The sequence below is a fragment of the Pseudomonas sp. HS-18 genome, from assembly GCF_020401845.1.
Classification (GTDB): domain Bacteria; phylum Pseudomonadota; class Gammaproteobacteria; order Pseudomonadales; family Pseudomonadaceae; genus Pseudomonas; species Pseudomonas nitroreducens.
Genome location: NZ_CP084413.1, coordinates 3,504,979 through 3,522,851 on the forward strand (window position 1 = coordinate 3,504,979; position 17,873 = coordinate 3,522,851).

Genomic DNA, 17,873 nt, shown 5'->3' on the forward strand with positions numbered 1-17,873 from the left:
CAGGATTCCTTGCATCAGCGTCCCGACGTCTGCATCGTTGCGCTACCCAGGCTGACGTCGAAGAACTCCGCGGCCGAAGCGGCCAGGTCACGGTGGATGGCCTGGCGATCGAGTCCCTGGGTGTCAGTGCACAGGTCCGGCGTGGCTTCTTTTTCTTCTTCCGAGCAGGGCGACATGAACACGAAGTGCCCTGCCCCATCCAGCACCCGCAGGTCCGCCTGCTGTGGCAGCTTGCGAGCCAGTGCGGCGGCATTCTTCTTCCAGTCGAGGATATGGTCGTCATTGCCGGTGTAGAGCAGTACCGGCACCTGCACGTCTTCCAGCTCATGGGCGCCATACATCAGGCTCAGCGGCGCGAGCAGGAGCAAGGCGCCAACGCGCGGGTCGGCCATGGGCACCAGGTCGCTGCGGTCGGCGCGCACTTCCCCCTTCTCGCTGCAGGCATCACGGTCGTCCGGGCGCTGTTGGCAGTACTTGATCAGCCGCTCCAGGCGCGGCTGAGCGCCGGCCAGGATCAGGGCGGTCTCACCGCCGGCGGAGTAGCCGATCACACCGACCTTGCGCGGGTCGACAATAGCCGCGATCTGCGGATCGAGCAGCGCGGCGCTGATGGTTTCGGAAACCTGCAGCGGCCGCCCGTAGAGATTGCTCAGCGCGCCCAGGCGGCTGTGGTCATGCAGGTTGTCGCCGGGATGCAGCAGCGTCACCACCACGAAGCCCTTGCGCACCAGCGCCTCGATCAGGTCGCGATGGGCCAGCGGCGTGCCGTAGTTGCCGTGGGACATCACCAGCAGCGGGAAGCGCCCGTTGGCGGTCTTGCCTTCATAGGCGACGTCGAGGATGAAATTGCCCAGGTGCAGGGGCTGTTCGGCGGCTCGCGTCGGGTAGAAGGCGATGGCCTTCATCGGCTGCTGATCCAGCGGGTCGCTCACCTGAAGGCGATGGAATCCGACGCCCCAACCGGAAGAGGCCCAGCTGGAGGTACTGACCGCGGTACCGAAAGTAACGAGCAGAAGAACCCAGAGCAGGCGCCTCGCCATGGTGCACACCGTCCCGTAACGACTCCAGATCAGGCGCCACGGGGCATGTCGTAGGAAAAAAAGCCGCCGGGCACCGCCAAACGGAAATATCTGCATAGTACGCGCCAGTTTTCAGCGCCCTGAAACGGCAGACGGACGGCAAAAGAAAAAGCCCCGCAATGCGGGGCTTTTTTCAGCGGCGTTACTCAGGCAGCGGCGAACTGGCTGGCAATGCTCGCCTGGGCGCCGGCAATGGCGTTGCGGCGCGGCTCGTCACCGTAGGCCAGACCTTCGGCACGCACGACCTCGATGTCGGTGATACCGAGGAAGTTCAGCACCAGCTCGAGGTAGTTCTCGTGGGCGACACCGCTGGGTTGGCCGGCATGGATGCCGCCGGCGGTGGAGACGATGATGACTTTCTTGCCGCCAGCCAGGCCTTCCGGGCCGCTCTCGGTGTAGCGGAAGGTCTTGCCGGCAACGGCGATGCGATCGATCCAGGCCTTCAGCTGGCTGGGGATCGAGAAGTTGTACATCGGCGCGCCAATGACGATGGCGTCGGCAGCCAGGAATTCTTCGATGCTTTGCTCGCCCAGGGCGGCTTCGTGCTTCTGCGCGGCGTCGCGCAGTTCTGCCGGAGTGCCGGCGGCAACCAGGCTGGCGGCGGACAGGTGGCTGATGGCGTCAGCAGCGAGATCGCGATAGGTGACGTCGACGCCCTGCTCGGCGGCGGCCCAGGCAGCGACCAGTTCGGCGCTCAGTTGGCGGGAAGCGGAGTTGTCGCCGAGGATGCTCGAATCGATGTGCAGCAGTTTCATGTCTGTTCTCCAGAGAAGGTGCCAGGGGAATTGGCGGAGGAATTCGTCGTTGAAGGCAAGACTACGCATGTAGCCAATCTTCGATAAGTCGGCAAAAATGCAATGATTCGTCTCACCAGCAGGACAATCCCATGCAGGACCTCAATGACCTCTTCTATTTCGCCAAGGTGGTGGAGGCTGGTGGATTCGCCGCCGCCGGACGCCTGTTGGGCTTGCCGAAGTCGCGCCTGTCGCGGCGAGTAGCAGAGCTGGAAGCGCGCTTGAATGTGCGCCTGCTGCAACGCACTACCCGCAAACTGGCACTCACCGACCTGGGCGAGCGCTATTACCGGCACTGCCAGGCGATGCTGGTGGAAGCCGAGATGGCGGACGAGGTGGCCGCACAACTCAGTGCGGAACCGCGCGGACGGGTGAGGCTGTCGTGCCCGGTGGCGCTGGCGGAAACCTCGCTGAACGAGATGCTGCCGGGCTTTCTCGCCGCCTATCCGCAGGTGAACCTGGAGCTGATGCTGACCAACCGCCGCGTCGACCTGCTCAACGAAAGCATCGATGTCGCCCTGCGGGTGCGGGCGCCGGGAGACGAGGACCTGTCGCTGATCTCGCGGCGCCTGCGCCTGGCGAAGACCGCGCTGGTGGCGGCGCCGTCACTGCTCAAGGGCGTCAAGTTGCGCACGCCGGAAGACCTGGCCACCCTGCCCGTCCTTGGCGCCATCGACAATGACCGCCGCGTGCACATGAAACTGACCGGCCCCGAGGGAGAAGTGAAGGAAGTCGCGCTGGAAGCGCGTCTGGCGGTGGAGGACTTCAACCTGCGCAAGAACGTCGCGCTGGCGGGGCTGGGGGTGACCCTGCTGCCATTGCACTACTGCACCGAGGAACTGGAGGACGGTCGCCTGGTGCGCGTGCTGCCCGCCTGGAGCGAGCCGGAGGCCTACCTGCAGGCGGTTTATCCGCACCGGCGCGGCATTCTCCCGGCGGTTCGGGCGCTGCTCGATTACCTGGAGGAAGGCTTCTCCAAGGACGATTGGCCGGTCTGACGACTGCGCTTAGGCGGGATTCGCGCCCAGCCCCATCAATGCGCCGACCCAACCCAGCAGACGGCCGCCGCTGAGCCAGTCAATCCAGAACAACTGGTGCAGCAGGACGATGGCCCAGAACACCAGCTGGAACGACAGCTTACGGGTCTTGTGACGGAATACCTGCTGGGCGAGGAAGGCGCCGGGCCAGCCGCCGAGCAGCTCCAGCAGGTGCAGGCTCTGTTCGGGGGTGCGCCAGCCGTTGCGTTCGGCGCTGCGTTTGTCGCGCCAGTAGGCAAGGAAAGCCAGCGCGCTGAAGGCGGGATAGAGCAGCAGGAACCAGATGAAGTAGCCGTCCTTCAGCCAGAGCAGCGAGCCGATGACGGGTAGCGCCAGCAGCACCGCGAGAACCGCCAGCGCCCGCCCCAGCGAGCGCTTCGGCGCACTCGGGAAAGCCACTTCGCGACCGCTGCGGACGCGCTCGCGGGTGGCGGCGGGAGCAGGATTGCGGCGTATGGCCGGGGTATCGATGGCCAACCCGGCCAGCCTGGCGTGATCGGCGCGGGGGCGGCCGTCCTTGCCTGCGCCTTCGATGTAACACACCTGGTCGCCCGCTTCCGGACGGCGGTCGCCGCGGAAGTCGGAAATGTGCAGGAAGACTTCCCTGCCGCCGGCCTGGGGACGGATGAAGCCGAAGCCCTTGTCATCGTCCCAGCGGCTGATGATGCCGTTCTTTTCCACGTTCACTCGCTATCGGATCAGGGTTTGACGCTGCTCCAGTCGATCAGGGCGAACTGCCAGGTTGCCAGGATCAGCAGGCCGAACACGATACGGTACCAGGCGAAAGCCGCATAGCTGTGGTTGGCGATGAACTTGAGCAGGCCGCGCACGGCGATCATCGCGAAGATGAACGAGGTGACGAAGCCCACCGCGAACACCGGTAGATCCGCCGGCTGGAAGACATCGCGATACTTGTAGCCGGAATAGACCGCGGCGCCGACCATGGTGGGCATGGCGAGGAAGAAGGAGAACTCGGTGGCGGCCTTGCGCGACAGGCCGAACAGCAGGCCGCCGATGATGGTGGCGCCGGAGCGCGAGGTGCCAGGGATCAGCGCCAGGCACTGGCAGAAACCGACCTTCAGGGCTTCCTTCCAGGTCATGTCGTCGACGGTTTCGGCGTGGATCACGTGCTGGCGCTTCTCCGCCCAGAGCATGATCACGCCGCCCACTACCAGGGCCACGGCCACGGTGATCGGGTTGAACAGGTAATGGTGGATGTAGTCGGCGAAAGCCATACCCAGCACTACGGCGGGGAAGAAGGCGATCAGCAGGTTGAGGGTGAAGCGTTGCGCCCTGGGCTGGCTGGGCAGGCCAAAGATGATGTCGAGGATCTTGCGGCGGAACTCCCAGACCACCGCAAGGATGGCGGCGAGCTGGATGATGATGTTGAAGGCGTCGGCACGTTCGCCGCCAAAGCCGATGATATCCGCCACGATGATCTGGTGGCCGGTGCTGGAGATCGGCAGGAACTCGGTAAGCCCCTCGACCACGCCAAGAATGAAGGCCTGAAAGGCGCTCCACAGATCCATACTACTTCCCCCGCGAGGCACGCTGGCTCGCACGTTTCTAATGGTTTTTTCCGCTGCCTGCTCCGGGCGCGCAAGCGCCGCAACGGCGTCGCATGCTAATGCATCGGCCGTCGGGCGCCATGAAATTCACAAAAATTTCTCTTGCACAGCGCCGGCAGAGGAAGCGTTGGCAATTTCGCAAGGAATCTCTTCCCACCGTCGCCAGGAAGATGCAGACAACCACGATCCGGGCCGGTTCGCGCCATCATGCAAAATGCCTAATTCGTTGAAAATTCTCAGCACATTCGTACCAGAAAGCCTAGGAAATACCCTGATGTGTTAGTCCGACGAAACACTCGGGTCGCCGCAAACGCAGGCCCGCTGCAGCTTGACCCTCCCCGCCCAAAGTTGTGTATCAGGGATGCAACAGAATCCGCTTCATTGGTGATCCGCGCCCCGTGCTAGGGCCCGCGCAGGAGTTTCGTACGGCCGTTCTGTATCACCCGCGTGACACGTGCCTCTCGATGGCTCGCAGGGGTGAACGCTATCTCATTGATTAGCAATGGGTGTTCAAAAGCGGCACGCCCCCTGCTCCACCTTGGTACCGCTGGTTAGGGCTCAGCGCACCAAGAAGGAACCGCCATCATGTTGGGGAGCATCGCAAGGAGAGTCGCATCCTGCTCGCTGCTGGCCGCAGGTTTCGTCGCCTCAATCGCCATGCAGCCATTCGATCAGGCGCAGGCAGACAACGGCGTCATCGTGCTGCAACGCACGGTACAACCCAGGGTCGCCACGCGGCCGACCATGACGCCCGATCCGAATCCGATCACCGTCAACACCAACATCTCTTCCCAGGTCAACGCCACCGTTGGCGGCACGCTCGGCTCGAGTGAAGTGGGCGACGCGGAATTCGCCTCGGTCACCAGCGGCTCGGGTATCAACGCGATGATCCTGCCGGGCGGCAACCTGCCTGCCATGACGACCACCCAGGCCAACATCAGCAACACCGTCGGCAATGTCAACGCCGGCCACTCTTCGGGCGGCGGTGGTGCGGGTGCCGGATTGTCCAACCAGATCAATGGCGCCATCGGTCGTGGCCTGGCTCCGTTGCAGATGCTCGGTGGAGGACGCTGACATGCGCACCATCGTGTTCTGCGCCAGTGTCCTGCTGCCGCTGCTGGCCCATGCCGCCAGCCAGACCGAGCAGGACAATGCGGTAATCGACGGCAGCGGCCGCGACTTCGTGGGCAACCTCTCGATCAACCAGGCTGCGGGCAACCAGCAACAGCAGAGCAACGCTCGCGCACTCGCCAACGGCACCAACGCCCACGCCTCAACCCATCAGAACCAACAGCTGCAACTGATCGACCCCGATGCCTCGTTGGATGCCAGCGCCAGCATCAGGGGCAACTCGTTCCAGGGCAGCGGTGTCGTCGGCGTCAACCAGGGCGCAGGCCTTGGCAACCAACAGATAAACGCCTTGCGGATCAGCGCGGCAAACACCGCGAACCATCCGGAAAGCCTCGATGACAGCACCCTCGCGCAAAGCGTAGCGGTGACCAGAAACTCGGGTTCCCCCGTAGCCATGCCCGGCCAGCGGATCGTCAATACCGACGATCAGGCATTCGCCGGCAGCGTGGGTGTGGTGCAGGTGAACCAGAGCGCTGGGGTTGGAAACCAGTCGTACAACAACCTCAGCATCAGAGTCGCGGGAGGACTCTGAACAACCAACCTAGCCCAACACTAGATGCACAATAAGCAAGGAGTAAGGCCATGAAAGCAAAACTGGTACTGACCCCGTTAGCAATGGCAATGGCAGCAGTGCTCTCCGTCGCGGCTTACGCCGACCAGGGCGGAGAAGGCAAAGGCAAGGACGATCACCACCATCAACAGCACCACCAGCAGCCCAGCATTCCTGACTGGCTCAAAGGTGGCGCAACTGCCACCGTGACCGATGCCCAGTACAACCACGGCAACCAGGTCACCAACAAAGGTACCCAGAACAATGCCAGCGCCAACGGCTCCATCGGCGGCGTATCGGGCAACGTAGGGGCCAACGTGGCGGCGGGCGACAACAACCAGCAGGCCAACGCCGTGGCACTGGCAACCGCCGACGAGAGCTTCGTCTTCGGCTATGCCAACGCTTCGACGTCTGTAACCCAACAGGCATACAACAACAAGCTGGACAATTACTCGACCGCCAACAACGCCAGCCTCAACAACTCGTTGCAAGGCATTTCGGGCAACTTCGGCGTCAACGTGGCCGCGGGCAACTATAACCAACAGAAAAACGACATGGCGGCTGCCGTTTCCAACGGCCAGTACACCAGTGCAGCTGGCAGCGCAACGCAAACCAGCAATGGCAACGTCACCACCAACAACTCCACTGTCAAGACCGAGTACGTACAGGTCGGCATGGGCTTCGTCGCAGGCGGCGGCTACAAGGGGATCTCCGACCAGCACGGCGATACCTACCTGGATACCTGGTCGGGCGAAACCCACCCGGGTGGTTCCAATACGGGCCACATCGACGTGGATAGCCAGGCTCAAGGGGCTTCAGACCGCCTGAACAACGGCGGCGCGCTGTCCTTCGACGAAGTGGGCACCATCGGCCTGGCCGGCTTCGCTACCGGCTACATTCCGGTGGTATCCGGCTTCAACAAGGCCGTCGTGAACAACGCCTCGTTGAACGGCTCGATCATTGGCGTCTCCGGCAACGTCGGCGTCAACGTGGCAGCCGGTGGCGGCAACCAGCAGACCAACTCGCTGTCCATCGGCGCCGGTTGCTCTGCCTGTGCCGGCAAGTCGACCTTCTGAGTGGCCGTATCGGGTCCCGGCTTCGGCCGGGGCCCCTTCCAATGACGGGACCTGCCGCCATGCGCTCTCTCTTTGCCCTGACGTTGCTATTGCTGACCGGAATCGCCGACGCGGCCTACCTGCCGTTCGCTGCGTTGCCTGGCGGCAACCTCGCTTATAAGGAGGTCCAGAGCATTCGTGAGCGCCGCTTCGCCGATCTGGTGGAACAGAAAACCGACTTCAGCTGCGGCGCTGCCGCCCTGGCAACCATCCTCGAGAAGGCCTACAACGCCCCGCTGGATGAGCAGACCGTGATCCAGGGCATGCTGACCTATGCCGACGCCGACCAGGTGCGCAAACAAGGCTTCTCCATGCTGGATATGAAGCGCTACGTCGAGAGCATGGGCATGCGCGCCCGCGGTTATCGCATCCAGGCCGATCAGCTCGAGCAATTGAAGATTCCGGTGATCGTCCTGATGGAAATCCGTGGCTACAAGCACTTCGTGGTGCTGCAGCGGACGCAGGACAACTGGGTCTACGTCGGCGACCCCGCATTGGGCCACAAGAGGTACACCCGCGACGATTTCAACAAAGGCTGGAACGGCATCGTGTTCGCGGTGATCGGTCATGGCTATGACCGAAACAACCCTTTGCTGAGCCCGCCCGAACCCCTGACCGCGAGAGACCGACTGGACCACTTTCGCCCCGTCAGGGATGCCGATCTGATGGACTTTGGCTTCATTCACAGCGACTTCTTCTGAGAATGAGCGGAGCAGGACAGCTCCTGGAGAACGCCATGAAACGACAACTCCTGCTTGCCGCGAGCTGCCTTGCCGCAAGTTTCCAGTTACCGGCGGCCACCCTGTTGCAGCCCGTGGAACTGAGCGATCTCGAACTATCCCAACTGCGCGGCCGGTTTGTCCTTCCGGACCGTATCATCAGCTTCGGGGTGACCATGTCCAGCATCTGGCAGAACGCCAACGGACAGAGCCTGGGAGCCCAGGTCAACATGCAGGTGCAGAACACCATGAACCTGCAGACGAAAATGCCGGTGGCAACTCCCGTCTTCAACGTCACCCTGCTCAACGGCCAGCAGAACAACCAGATCGCCACGCCCCCCGCCGGCACTGGCCAGGTCAATGGCGGCGCCGGCTTGAATCAGGTACAGGGCATTGCCCAAAGCGTACGCACCGCGGGTGACTACAACCAGGCCGGCAACGACATGACCATCGACGTCAAGCAGGCCGACACCGCCGGGCCGCTGCCCAGCGGCACCAGCAACCTGAACCAGAGCGTCACTACCGACGCCGGCACCGTCGCCGTGGCGGCCGCCAACAACGGTCTGCAACTGTCGGTCCAGGCCAACGGACAGGGCACCGCCCTGCAAACCATCGGCGCCAGTGGCGTCGCTCAGGCCATCGCGCTCAGCGGCAACGCCAATCTGGTGCAGAACCTGGCCAACTTGAGCGTGGTGATGAAGAACAATCCAACGGCACTGAACAACATCAACTGCGCCCTCGACCAGCTCCGCGCGTTACGTCCCACAGGGTACTAGGACACGTCCTACAGTTTATTGAAAGTTGAACTAGGCTGAGATCACCACGCGTATTTCTCAACCAAACCAATAACGACCAGGGACGCCGGAAATGCGTAAATCCAGCTGTTTGCAGGCAGTGGTGTGTGCAACGTCCATCGTGACTTCGCTGACCGCACAGGCAGCCAGCGAAGCCGAGGTGGAGGCCCTGAAGAAGGAGCTTCTGGAGCTTCGCCAGCGTTATCAGGAGCAACAGAACGCCCTATCGGTGCTCGAACAGCGGGTACGCCAGGTCGAGAGCCAGCCCGCCCAGGCTCAGGGTATCGTCAAACCCATTCAGGCACCTTACCAGGCCAAGGCCGCCGCCCAGCAACAGCAGGTGGCTGCCGCTCAGGGCGCCCCGCGCAACAGCTCCGGCAGTACCTACGGCGAGTCCCTCAAGGACAACTCGCAACCCGCGCAAAGCGTGGAGAACATCTACCAGGACGCCAGCGGCTTCTTCGGCAATGGGGCATTCAGCGTCGAGACCGGCCTGACCTACAGCCGCTACGATACCCGCCAGCTGTTCCTCAACGGCTTCTTGGCGCTGGACTCGATCTTCCTCGGCAACATCGGCGTTGACCAGATCGAGGCCGATATCTGGACCCTGGACCTCACCGCCCGCTACAACTGGCGCAATCGCTGGCAGTTCGACGTGAACGTGCCAGTGGTGTATCGCGAGTCCACCTACGAGTCGGCCGGCGCTGGCGGCAGCACCAACCAGATTTCCTCGGAATCGGTCACCGGCGACCCGCGCATCGGCGACGTCAACGTCGGCATCTCCTACAAGTTCATGGACGAGAGCGACAGCCGTCCGGACATGGTCGCCAGCTTCCGGGTCAAAGCGCCCACCGGCAAGGACCCGTATGGCATCAAGATCCACCAGGTGCCGGGCAACAATAACCTCAACGTCCCCGACGACCTGCCCACCGGCAACGGCGTCTGGTCGATCACCCCGGGCATCTCGATCGTCAAGACCGTCGACCCGGCGGTACTGTTCGGCAGCCTCTCCTATACCTACAACTTCGAAGAGTCATTCGACGACATCGACCCCTCCCAAGGCGTGAAGACCGGCGGCAAGGTCGACCTCGGCAACTGGTTCCAGATCGGCGCGGGCGTCGCCTTCGCGCTCAACGAGAAAATGAGCATGTCGTTCTCCTTCTCCGACCTGGTCAGCCAGAAGAGCAAGATCAAGCCCGACGGCGACAGCTGGCAGACCATCCAGGGCAGCGATGCCAACGCCGGCTACTTCAACTGGGGCCTGACCTACGCGGTCAGCCCGAAGCTGACCATCGTGCCGAACCTCTCCATCGGCATCACCCCGGACGCTCCCGACTTCACCTTCAGCGTAAAATTCCCCTACTACTTCTGACCGCAGAAACACGGAAGGCCCCTTTCGGGGCCTTCCTTTTTTAAAGCTCTAACCTTTCAGCGCAACTGATGCTTGTGCAACAAGCGATAGAAGGTTGGCCGCGAAATACCCAGCATCCGCGCCGCCACGCTGAGGTTATCGCCGTGCCGGGCCAGCGCATCGCACATGGCCTGTCGTTCGGCACCCAGCTTGTATTCCTCGAGCGTCACCAGCGGCAGATGGACCGAGCGTCCCTTCTCCCGCTCCAGCCCCAGATCACGGGCCTCGATCTGTCGCCCTTCGGCCAGCACCAGCCCGCGCCTTACCCGGTTGGCCAGCTCGCGCACATTGCCGGGCCAGCCATGCTCGGCCATTGCGGCCAGCGCGTCGTCCGAGAAACGCCGCGGCCGGCGGCCGGTCTCGACGCTGTAAAGGTGAGCGAAGTGATTGGCGAGCAACGCGAGGTCGCCGTTGCGCTCGCGCAGCGGCGACGTGGATACCTGGAGGACATTGAGCCGGTAGTAAAGGTCTTCGCGGAACCGCCCGGCGCGGATGGCCTGCTCCAGGTCGACATGGGTCGCCGCCAGCACCCGCACATCGACATCGATGGGCTGGCTGCCGCCAACGCGCTCGATCTGCTTCTCCTGCAGCACACGCAACAGGTTGGCCTGCAGCTCCATCGGCAGATCGCCCACCTCGTCGAGGAACAGCGTGCCGCCATTGGCCTGTTCGAAGCGACCAATCTTGCGCTGATGCGCCCCGGTAAAGGAACCCTTCTCGTGGCCGAACAGCTCCGACTGGATCAGCGCTTCGGGCATTGCACCGCAGTTGATCGCCACGAAGGGGCGGATCGCCCTTCGCGACTGGCGGTGCAGCGTGCGCGCCACCAGCTCCTTGCCGGTGCCACTTTCGCCGCGAATCAGCACGGGGGACTCGGTGGGAGCGAACTTCGCCAGCAGTTTGCGCAGTTCGCGCACGTCCCGGCTTTCGCCCAACAGCTCATGTTCGCGCTCATCGCTGTGCACACTGCCGCGTCCGCGCAGGCGCGCCATGCCAAAGGCGCGGCCGAGGGTGACCTGCACCCGCGCCACATCAAACGGCAAGGTATGAAAATCGAAGAACCATTCGCTGACGAAATCGCCCACTTCGTTCAGGGGCAAAACGTCAGGGCTGAGCACGGCTATCCACTCCGTGCCACTGCGGCTGATGAGTTCCTTGACGGACTCCCGGCGTTCGAGATGCCGGGGTTGCAAACGCAGCAGGCCGACATCACAGCCGCGATTGCTGGCGTTATCCAGCTCGCAACTGTCTACCTCCCACCCTGCTGCCCGTAGTCCGGGTAATAACCTGCGGCAGTCGTCGCACGGATCAACCACCAGCAGGCGACGAAGATTCGCGGCTGCCTCGAGCATGCTCCCTTCCTTGGCGCCATTATTTTGAAAAACTTTAAAAAACAGTTGGTTGGCGCTCCAGTTTGTAAAGCTAGCAATATCTTGACGCCGCACATCGACCGTTTTCCTATAAGGTCAATGCCGAATCGATCTCACCATCCCTGCCCCCGCCGCTTGACTTCCAGCCGACGGACGAACTCCTCCAGCACCAGCTTGTAGAGATCGTCGCCCAGGTACACATCCTCCACGCCGCAGTCGATGTTCGGGTTGTCGTTCACCTCGATCACCACCACCCGCTCCCCCGACTGCTTCAGGTCCACGCCGTAGAGCCCGTCGCCGATCAGGTTCGCGGTTTTCACCGCCAGTTCCACCACTTTGCGCGGTGCCTCGTGGACGGCCATGGTGCGGAAATCGCCGCTCACTTCCTGCGCGCCAGGGCTGTGGTCGTAGATCTGCCAGTGCCCCTTGGACATGAAGTACTGACAGGCGAATATCGGTTTCTGGTTCAAGACGCCGATCCGCCAGTCGTATTCGGTATAGAAGAACTCCTGGGCCAGCAGCAGTACCGAGCGCTCGAACAATTCGGCGCTGGCCTTGAGCAGCTCCTCCTGGTTGCTCACCTTGATCACCCCACGGGAGAAGCTGCCGTCGGGGATCTTCAGCACCAGCGGGAATCCCAGGCGCCCGCCGACCTTTTCCAGCTCCTGCGGGTTGTCCTTGTAGAGGATTTCGGTGGCCGGCATGCCCAGCTTGTGGCTGCGCAGCAGGTCGGCCAGATAGACCTTGTTGGTGCAGCGCAGGATCGATACCGGGTCGTCCATCACCACCATGCCCTCGCTCTCGGCCTTCTTGGCGAAGCGATAGGTATGGTCGCTGACGCTGGTGGTCTCGCGGATCAGCAGCGCGTCGTATTCGGCCAGGCGCGAGTAGTCCTTCTTCTCGATCAGTTCGACGTCGATGCCCAGGGTCTTTCCGACGCGGATGAAATTCTTCAGCGCCTTGCGATCGGACGGCGGGAAGGCCTCCTCCGGATCGTGCAGGATCGCCAGGTCATAGCGGTACTGCTTGCGCGAGCGCGGCTTGCGCCATATCTGCCGGCTGAAGCCGTCCAGCGCATTGGCGAATTGCTCCTCCTGGTCCTCGCGCAGCTTGTGGATGTTCCCCGGTTTCACGCCTTCGATATGCCAGCCCCGGTTCTTGCGGAACTCCACCAGCAGCATCGGGCACGGCAGCGCCTCGAACAGCTGGCGCGCCAGGTCCTGCAGCGGCTCGATGTCGGTGCGGCCGAAGTACAGCGTCAGGGTGAAACCGTCGGTGCTGCCGTAGGGATGATCGGCCAGCGCCTTGTCGAGGGTTTTCTCCAGGTCCTCCAGGGCCAGGCTGTAGAGCGATTTCTTCGCCAGTTCGCTGATGCTGCGCACCGACGGAATCACCTTGTGCCCGCGCGCCTCGGCCAGCAGCGAGCAGTAATAGCCATGGCCCAGGTACTTGTAGTTGCGGCACAGGTTGATCACCTGCACACGCTTGCCGTTGTCGTCGTCGATGGGCATCTCCAGGTATTCCTGGGCGCTGACCACATCTTCACTGGGATAGTAGGAGGCCCAGTCTTCCTTGCGCTCCACGATGATGAACAGCTTGCTCACGACACCTCCGAAGTTGCCCCGCGCTTGCCGCGCCGATAGGCCAGGACAATACTGGTTGCTGCTTCGACCGCACTGAACCGCGCCCGTTCGCAGCCAGCACCGACACGGTGCGCCCCGCAGATTAACGAATGCTTACCCTATGAAACTCCAGTTCCGCGCCGCCTCCGCCGACGACCTGCACGCCCTGGTCGAGATGGAAAACCGCTGTTTCGAACACGACCGCCTGTCCCGCCGCAACTTCCAGTGGATGATCACCCGCGCCCACGCCAGCCTCACCGTCGCCGAATCCGACGGCGTTCTGCTCGGCTACGCGCTGGTGCTGTTCCACCAGGGCACGTCACTGGCGCGCCTGTACTCCATTGCCGTGGACGAGCGTGCGCGCGGCATCGGCCTGGGCCAGAAGCTGCTGGACCGCGCCGAGGCCGAGGCGCTGGAGAACGACTGCGCCTACCTGCGCCTGGAAGTACGGCCGGACAACCGCGGTGCCATCGCTCTCTATGAGCGTAACGGCTACCGTCCGTTTGCCACGGTGCGCGACTACTACGAAGACCACAGCGAAGCGCTGCGCTTCGAAAAGCGTATCCGCCAGATCAACGAACGCACACATCGTCACGTGCCTTACTACCGGCAAACCACCGAGTTCACGTGCGGCCCCTCGGCGCTGCTGATGGCCATGGGTGCGCTGGAACCCCAGCGCCGTCTGGAGCGCAGCGAGGAACTGCGCCTGTGGCGCGAGGCGACCACCATCTACATGACCGCCGGCCACGGCGGCTGCAGCCCGCAGGGTCTGGCGCTGGCGGCGCACCGACGGGGATTCCGGGTGCAATTGCAGCTATCAGAAGATGGCCCGTTGTTCCTCGATGGCGTGCGCAGCGAGGAAAAGCGCGAGGTGATGCGCCTGGTCCACGAGGACTTTGCCGCCGAACTGGCTCGCAGCGACGTGGAGCAACTGCTGCTCAACCAGTTGGATATCGACAGCGCGCTGGAGGCAGGCGGTCAACCGATGGTGCTGATCAGCAGCTACCGTCTGACCCGCTCCAAGGCGCCGCACTGGGTGACGGTCACCGACTGCGACGAGGACTTCGTCTACCTGCACGACCCCGACGTCGACCACAGCCAGCACCGCGAGCCGCTGGACTGCCAGCACATCCCGGTGAGCCACGCGGAGTTCGAGCAGATGAGCCGCTTCGGCCGCAGCAAGCTGCGCGCGGCGGTGATCCTCTACCAACGCTGACGCTAGCCGGCGATGGCTTCGCCACCGACCCGCAGCACGCCGGTATCGATCGCCAGGTGCACCAGTTCAGCGTGGGACACCACCTGCAGCTTCTGCTTGAGCAGGGTGACGTGGTTCGACACCGTCTTGGCGCTGATGCACAGGTGTTCCGCCACCTGCCGCACCGGCAGGCCGCGGGCGAGCATCACGAAGATCTCGAACTCGCGCTGGGTCATGCCCTGCAGGCGCGGGTCCTGGCCATCGGCGCCCCGGGGCTGGCGCGCCAGCTGGGTGGCCAGTGGCTGCTCGATGTACGCATGCCCCGCCAATATTCGCCTGACCGCCTCCACCAGCACCGCCGGCGAGGCGCCCTTGGTGATATAGCCCGCCGCGCCGGCGTCCAGCGCCTGGCGTACCAGCGGCAGCTCGTCGTGCATGCTGAAGAACAGCACGCGCAGTTGCGGCAGGCGCTGGCGCAACCGCCGGGTGACTTCCAGGCCACTGATGCCGGGCAGGCCGATATCCAGGATCACCAGGCTCGGCACGCTGCGCTGCACCGCCTCCAGGGCGGACTCGCCATCGATGGCCTCGCTCACCTCGACCTCGGGGATCAGCCCGCGCAGCAGTGCGGCGACGCCGTCGCGGACCACGAAATGATCGTCCACCAGCAGGATCTTCACGCCCTCTCTCCTTCCATCACACCGGTTGCCAACGGCATCCACAAGCGCAGGGCCAGGCCGCCACCCGGTCGACGGCGCAGGTGCAGTTCGCCGCCCAGGCAACGGGCCCGCTCGTGCATGGAACGCATGCCGATGCCTGTTCGTGGCCGCCCGTTGCAGCCTCGCCCATCATCACGCACCCACAGGTAGAGCCGCCCGCAATGGCGTCGCAGGATCACCCGAACCCTCCGCGCGTCGGCATGTCGCGCCACGTTGGTCAGCGCCTCCTGTAGCAGGCGGTACAGGTGCGCCTTCGCCACTGTCGGCAGCGCCGGCAGTGGCTCCAGGTGCAGGCTGCACGTCACCCCCTGGCTGGCCTGCCATTGCCCGACGTGCAGCCGCAGCGCCTCTTCCAGGCTGACCCGCTCCAGCACCACCGGGTAAAGGTCGCGCACCAGCGCACGAAAACTCTCGTTGAGGCCCTGGCAATGCTGCTCCAGACGGTCGAGGGTGACGCATCCGATACCGTTCTGGCCTTCCAGGCTGCGCAGCAGGAATACCTGCGCGCGGATGCCGGCGAGGTACTGGCCGATGTCATCGTGCAGCGCCTGGGCCAACTGCTGGCGCTCACGCTCCTGCACCGCGAGCAGCGCGCGGGTCAGCTCGGCATTTTCCACGCAGGCACGTTCCAGCTCGCCGACCATGCCGTTGAAGCCACTGGCCAGGCGCTGCGCCTCGGGCAGGGCATGGTCTGGCAGGCGTACCTGGAACTGGCCACGGGAGACATTCTCCAGGGCACCATGCAGTTGCTCCACCACCCGCAAGCCCCCCTGCACGGCCCAGCGGATCGCCAGCAGACTGGCCAGCAGCGATACGCCGAACAGCACCAGCAGTTGCACCAGCGAATCGCGCACCTCGTCGATCTCGTCGCGCGGGTCCAGGCTCAATTGCACGCGTCGGCCATCGGCCAGCGTGAGCAGGGTCGGCGCCGGCAGGTCGGGATACAGGCGAGTCACCAGCCAGTCATCCAGGCCGGTGTGCGGTGCGGGCGCCCCAGAGTCCAGCCAGTGCACGCGCACATGGCGCAGGCCGGCGGTGAGGTCGGGGTCCAGGCTGGCCGGGTCGCGCTGCGCTGCCTCACGCAGGTACTCGAGCACGCCCCGCGCGGCATCCATCTCACGGCGCACATCGTCGTTGCCCTGATGCACCAGCACCGCCAGGCAAACCCCAGCGAGTAGCGCGAAGAACAACCCGACCAGCAGGTTGATCCGCCACAGCGCGGACATCTAGTGCGCGCCGCGACAGGTCGTGATGCAGCCTACCGGCGCCACGGGCGCACGCAGCTCCGCCGCCGGCAGGTAACCGTTGCGCGTGTAGAGGAAATCGAAACCGAACAGGCTGAGCATCAGCAGGATCGGCAGGACGAGAGTGACGGCGATACGCATGGCGACGCTCCTCTTCTGGTTCTTGTAGCGCCATCCTAGGTCGCGGGCGCGGCGCGCAACCTACTACCTTGGTACTGCCCCACCGGTACTTTCTGCATATTTGCCGCGCCGTGGGCGATTCCTATGCTGGCCGCACAACAACAAGCCGGCCCACCCAGGGAGTCGCCCATGCGTCAGTTCGCCTTTCATGGCGTCGCCTATCTGCTCGCGGTTGCCTGCGCCGCTGCTTTCAGCCTCGGGGCTCGTGCCGAGGAAGCCCCTGCGCTGGAAATCCGCATCGGCTACCTGGGCTACACGCCCGATCCGGGCCCACTGCTGTCCAACGTCATCCCCGAACCCACTGACGCCGGCCTGCGCGGCGCCGAATTGGCGATCACCGACAGCAACAGCACCGGGCGCTTCCTCAAGCACCGCTACAGCCTGGAAGCCGCCAGTTCCGATACCCCGGAAAAGCTGCTGGCCGAAGCCGGGCGCCTGCACGCCGCTGGACTGCGCCTGTTCGTGGTCAACGCCCCGGCAGACACGCTGCGCCAACTGGCCGCCGCGCTTCCGGACAGCCTGCTGTTCAACGCCGGCGCTGCCGATGACGAACTGCGCGCCAGCCAGTGCGCGGCAAACGTGCTGCATACGCTGCCCAGCCGGCTGATGCTGACCGACGCCCTCACCCAGTTCCTGGTGCTGCGCAAGTGGACGCGCTGGCTGCTGATCGTCGGCCAGCGCCCGGAAGACGCCCTGTACGCCAACTCCCTGCGCCGCTCGGCCAAGCGCTTCGGCGCGAAGATAGTCGAAGAAAAACCCTTCACCTTCGATAACGATCAGCGCCGCAGCGCCCAGGCCGACATGGCGCTGTTCACCCAGTCCGGCGAGGACTACGACGCCGTGCTGGTAGCCGACGAGCACGGCGACTTCGGCGAGTACGTGCCCTACAACACCTGGTTGCCGCGGCCCGTCGCCGGCACCCAGGGGCTGGTCGCCACCGGCTGGCACAAGACGGTGGAAACCTACGGCGCCGCGCAGCTGCAGAAGCGCTTCGAGGAACGCGCCGGACGCTGGATGAACGACCGCGACTTCGCCGCCTGGATCGCCGTGCGCAGCATCGCCAGCGCCGTTACCCGCCTGCGCGACGCCGATCCCATGGCGATCCGCACGCTGTCGCTCTCCCCCGACCTGCCGCTGGACGGCTTCAAGGGCTACAAGCTCGGCTTCCGCCCGTGGGATGGCCAGCTGCGCCAGCCGATCCCGCTGGTACAGCCACGCGCGCTGGTCAGCACCTCCCCGCAGGAAGGCTTCCTGCACCCCGCCAGCGAACTCGACAGCCTCGGCCTGGACGCACCGGAAAGCCAGTGCCACCTCGCCGACACACAGCCATAAGAAGAACGCCCCA

Annotated in this window: 18 protein-coding genes; 9 read left to right on the forward strand and 9 right to left on the reverse strand. The window is 64.1% G+C overall.

The genetic code is table 11. The features are described 5' to 3' along the window. Window positions 1–14: 14 nt before the first annotated feature. Both LDJ84_RS16345 and LDJ84_RS16350 read right to left on the reverse strand, forming a co-directional pair. Window positions 15–1,040, reverse strand: a complete 1,026-nt coding sequence (locus LDJ84_RS16345) for an alpha/beta hydrolase family protein (protein WP_024764473.1) — start codon at window positions 1,038–1,040, stop codon at window positions 15–17. A 185-nt stretch (window positions 1,041–1,225) separates the two neighbouring features. Next, a complete protein-coding gene (locus tag LDJ84_RS16350) occupies window positions 1,226–1,834 on the reverse strand; it encodes an FMN-dependent NADH-azoreductase (protein ID WP_038803664.1) in 609 nt (202 codons plus the stop codon). 131 nt (window positions 1,835–1,965) lie between these two features. Here LDJ84_RS16350 and LDJ84_RS16355 point away from each other — a divergent pair, with 131 nt between their 5' ends. After that, complete coding sequence (locus LDJ84_RS16355; RefSeq protein WP_024764472.1) at window positions 1,966–2,871, forward strand: LysR substrate-binding domain-containing protein; 906 nt, start codon at window positions 1,966–1,968, stop codon at window positions 2,869–2,871. A 9-nt stretch (window positions 2,872–2,880) separates the two neighbouring features. On the opposite strand, the gene LDJ84_RS16360 is transcribed toward LDJ84_RS16355, so the two are convergent. After that, the gene (locus LDJ84_RS16360) at window positions 2,881–3,591 is read right to left on the reverse strand and encodes a DUF1294 domain-containing protein (RefSeq protein WP_024764471.1); all 711 of its coding nucleotides are present in this window, start codon (window positions 3,589–3,591) and stop codon (window positions 2,881–2,883) included. 17 nt (window positions 3,592–3,608) lie between these two features. Further along, a complete protein-coding gene (locus LDJ84_RS16365) occupies window positions 3,609–4,439 on the reverse strand; it encodes an undecaprenyl-diphosphate phosphatase (RefSeq protein ID WP_084359299.1) in 831 nt (276 codons plus the stop codon). 624 nt (window positions 4,440–5,063) lie between these two features. On the opposite strand from LDJ84_RS16365, the gene LDJ84_RS16370 reads away from it, so the two are divergent. The 6 genes from LDJ84_RS16370 to LDJ84_RS16395 all read left to right on the forward strand — a co-directional run bounded on the left by LDJ84_RS16370 (window position 5,064) and on the right by LDJ84_RS16395 (window position 10,159). Continuing rightward, window positions 5,064–5,552, forward strand: coding sequence for a hypothetical protein (locus LDJ84_RS16370; protein WP_024764469.1), 489 nt, complete (start codon window positions 5,064–5,066; stop codon window positions 5,550–5,552). A gap of 1 nt (window position 5,553) precedes the next feature. Further along, window positions 5,554–6,141 (forward strand): hypothetical protein, encoded by a 588-nt coding sequence (locus tag LDJ84_RS16375; protein ID WP_037007072.1) that lies wholly within the window; start codon window positions 5,554–5,556, stop codon window positions 6,139–6,141. A 50-nt stretch (window positions 6,142–6,191) separates the two neighbouring features. Continuing rightward, window positions 6,192–7,235 (forward strand): hypothetical protein, encoded by a 1,044-nt coding sequence (locus tag LDJ84_RS16380; RefSeq protein ID WP_024764467.1) that lies wholly within the window; start codon window positions 6,192–6,194, stop codon window positions 7,233–7,235. Between the two features lie 59 nt (window positions 7,236–7,294). Next, entirely contained in the window at window positions 7,295–7,975 is a 681-nt protein-coding gene (locus tag LDJ84_RS16385; protein ID WP_038803665.1) for a C39 family peptidase, read from the forward strand. Window positions 7,976–8,010: 35 nt separating this feature from the next. After that, window positions 8,011–8,769: a hypothetical protein gene (locus LDJ84_RS16390; protein WP_037013686.1), complete on the forward strand. Its 759-nt coding sequence runs from the start codon at window positions 8,011–8,013 to the stop codon at window positions 8,767–8,769. 91 nt (window positions 8,770–8,860) lie between these two features. Next, on the forward strand, window positions 8,861–10,159 hold the full coding sequence (locus LDJ84_RS16395; protein ID WP_024764465.1) for a transporter: 1,299 nt from the start codon (window positions 8,861–8,863) through the stop codon (window positions 10,157–10,159). Between the two features lie 56 nt (window positions 10,160–10,215). Here the strand turns inward: LDJ84_RS16395 and LDJ84_RS16400 are convergent, their stop codons facing one another. Beyond that, on the reverse strand, window positions 10,216–11,550 hold the full coding sequence (locus tag LDJ84_RS16400; protein WP_024764464.1) for a sigma-54 dependent transcriptional regulator: 1,335 nt from the start codon (window positions 11,548–11,550) through the stop codon (window positions 10,216–10,218). Window positions 11,551–11,681: 131 nt separating this feature from the next. Further along, the gene (locus LDJ84_RS16405; RefSeq protein ID WP_226045058.1) at window positions 11,682–13,172 is read right to left on the reverse strand and encodes a RimK family protein; all 1,491 of its coding nucleotides are present in this window, start codon (window positions 13,170–13,172) and stop codon (window positions 11,682–11,684) included. A 139-nt stretch (window positions 13,173–13,311) separates the two neighbouring features. Between LDJ84_RS16405 and LDJ84_RS16410 the strand changes: the two genes are divergently transcribed. After that, window positions 13,312–14,406, forward strand: a complete 1,095-nt coding sequence (locus tag LDJ84_RS16410; protein ID WP_169938805.1) for a GNAT family N-acetyltransferase/peptidase C39 family protein — start codon at window positions 13,312–13,314, stop codon at window positions 14,404–14,406. Between the two features lie 2 nt (window positions 14,407–14,408). Here the strand turns inward: LDJ84_RS16410 and LDJ84_RS16415 are convergent, their stop codons facing one another. Genes LDJ84_RS16415 through LDJ84_RS16425 form a run of 3 tightly spaced genes read right to left on the reverse strand, consistent with a single transcriptional unit; the run spans window position 14,409 to window position 16,489 of the window. Next, complete coding sequence (locus LDJ84_RS16415; protein ID WP_084359295.1) at window positions 14,409–15,065, reverse strand: response regulator; 657 nt, start codon at window positions 15,063–15,065, stop codon at window positions 14,409–14,411. Continuing rightward, window positions 15,062–16,330 carry a sensor histidine kinase gene (locus LDJ84_RS16420; protein WP_226045059.1) on the reverse strand — a complete coding sequence of 423 codons (1,269 nt, stop codon included), beginning with the start codon at window positions 16,328–16,330 and terminating at the stop codon, window positions 15,062–15,064. Before LDJ84_RS16420 ends, LDJ84_RS16415 begins: the two co-directional genes overlap by 4 nt. Continuing rightward, window positions 16,331–16,489, reverse strand: coding sequence for a hypothetical protein (locus tag LDJ84_RS16425; RefSeq protein WP_164488258.1), 159 nt, complete (start codon window positions 16,487–16,489; stop codon window positions 16,331–16,333). Between the two features lie 168 nt (window positions 16,490–16,657). Here LDJ84_RS16425 and LDJ84_RS16430 point away from each other — a divergent pair, with 168 nt between their 5' ends. Then, window positions 16,658–17,860: an ABC transporter substrate-binding protein gene (locus tag LDJ84_RS16430; RefSeq protein ID WP_226045060.1), complete on the forward strand. Its 1,203-nt coding sequence runs from the start codon at window positions 16,658–16,660 to the stop codon at window positions 17,858–17,860. The last annotated feature ends 13 nt before the right edge of the window (window positions 17,861–17,873 follow it).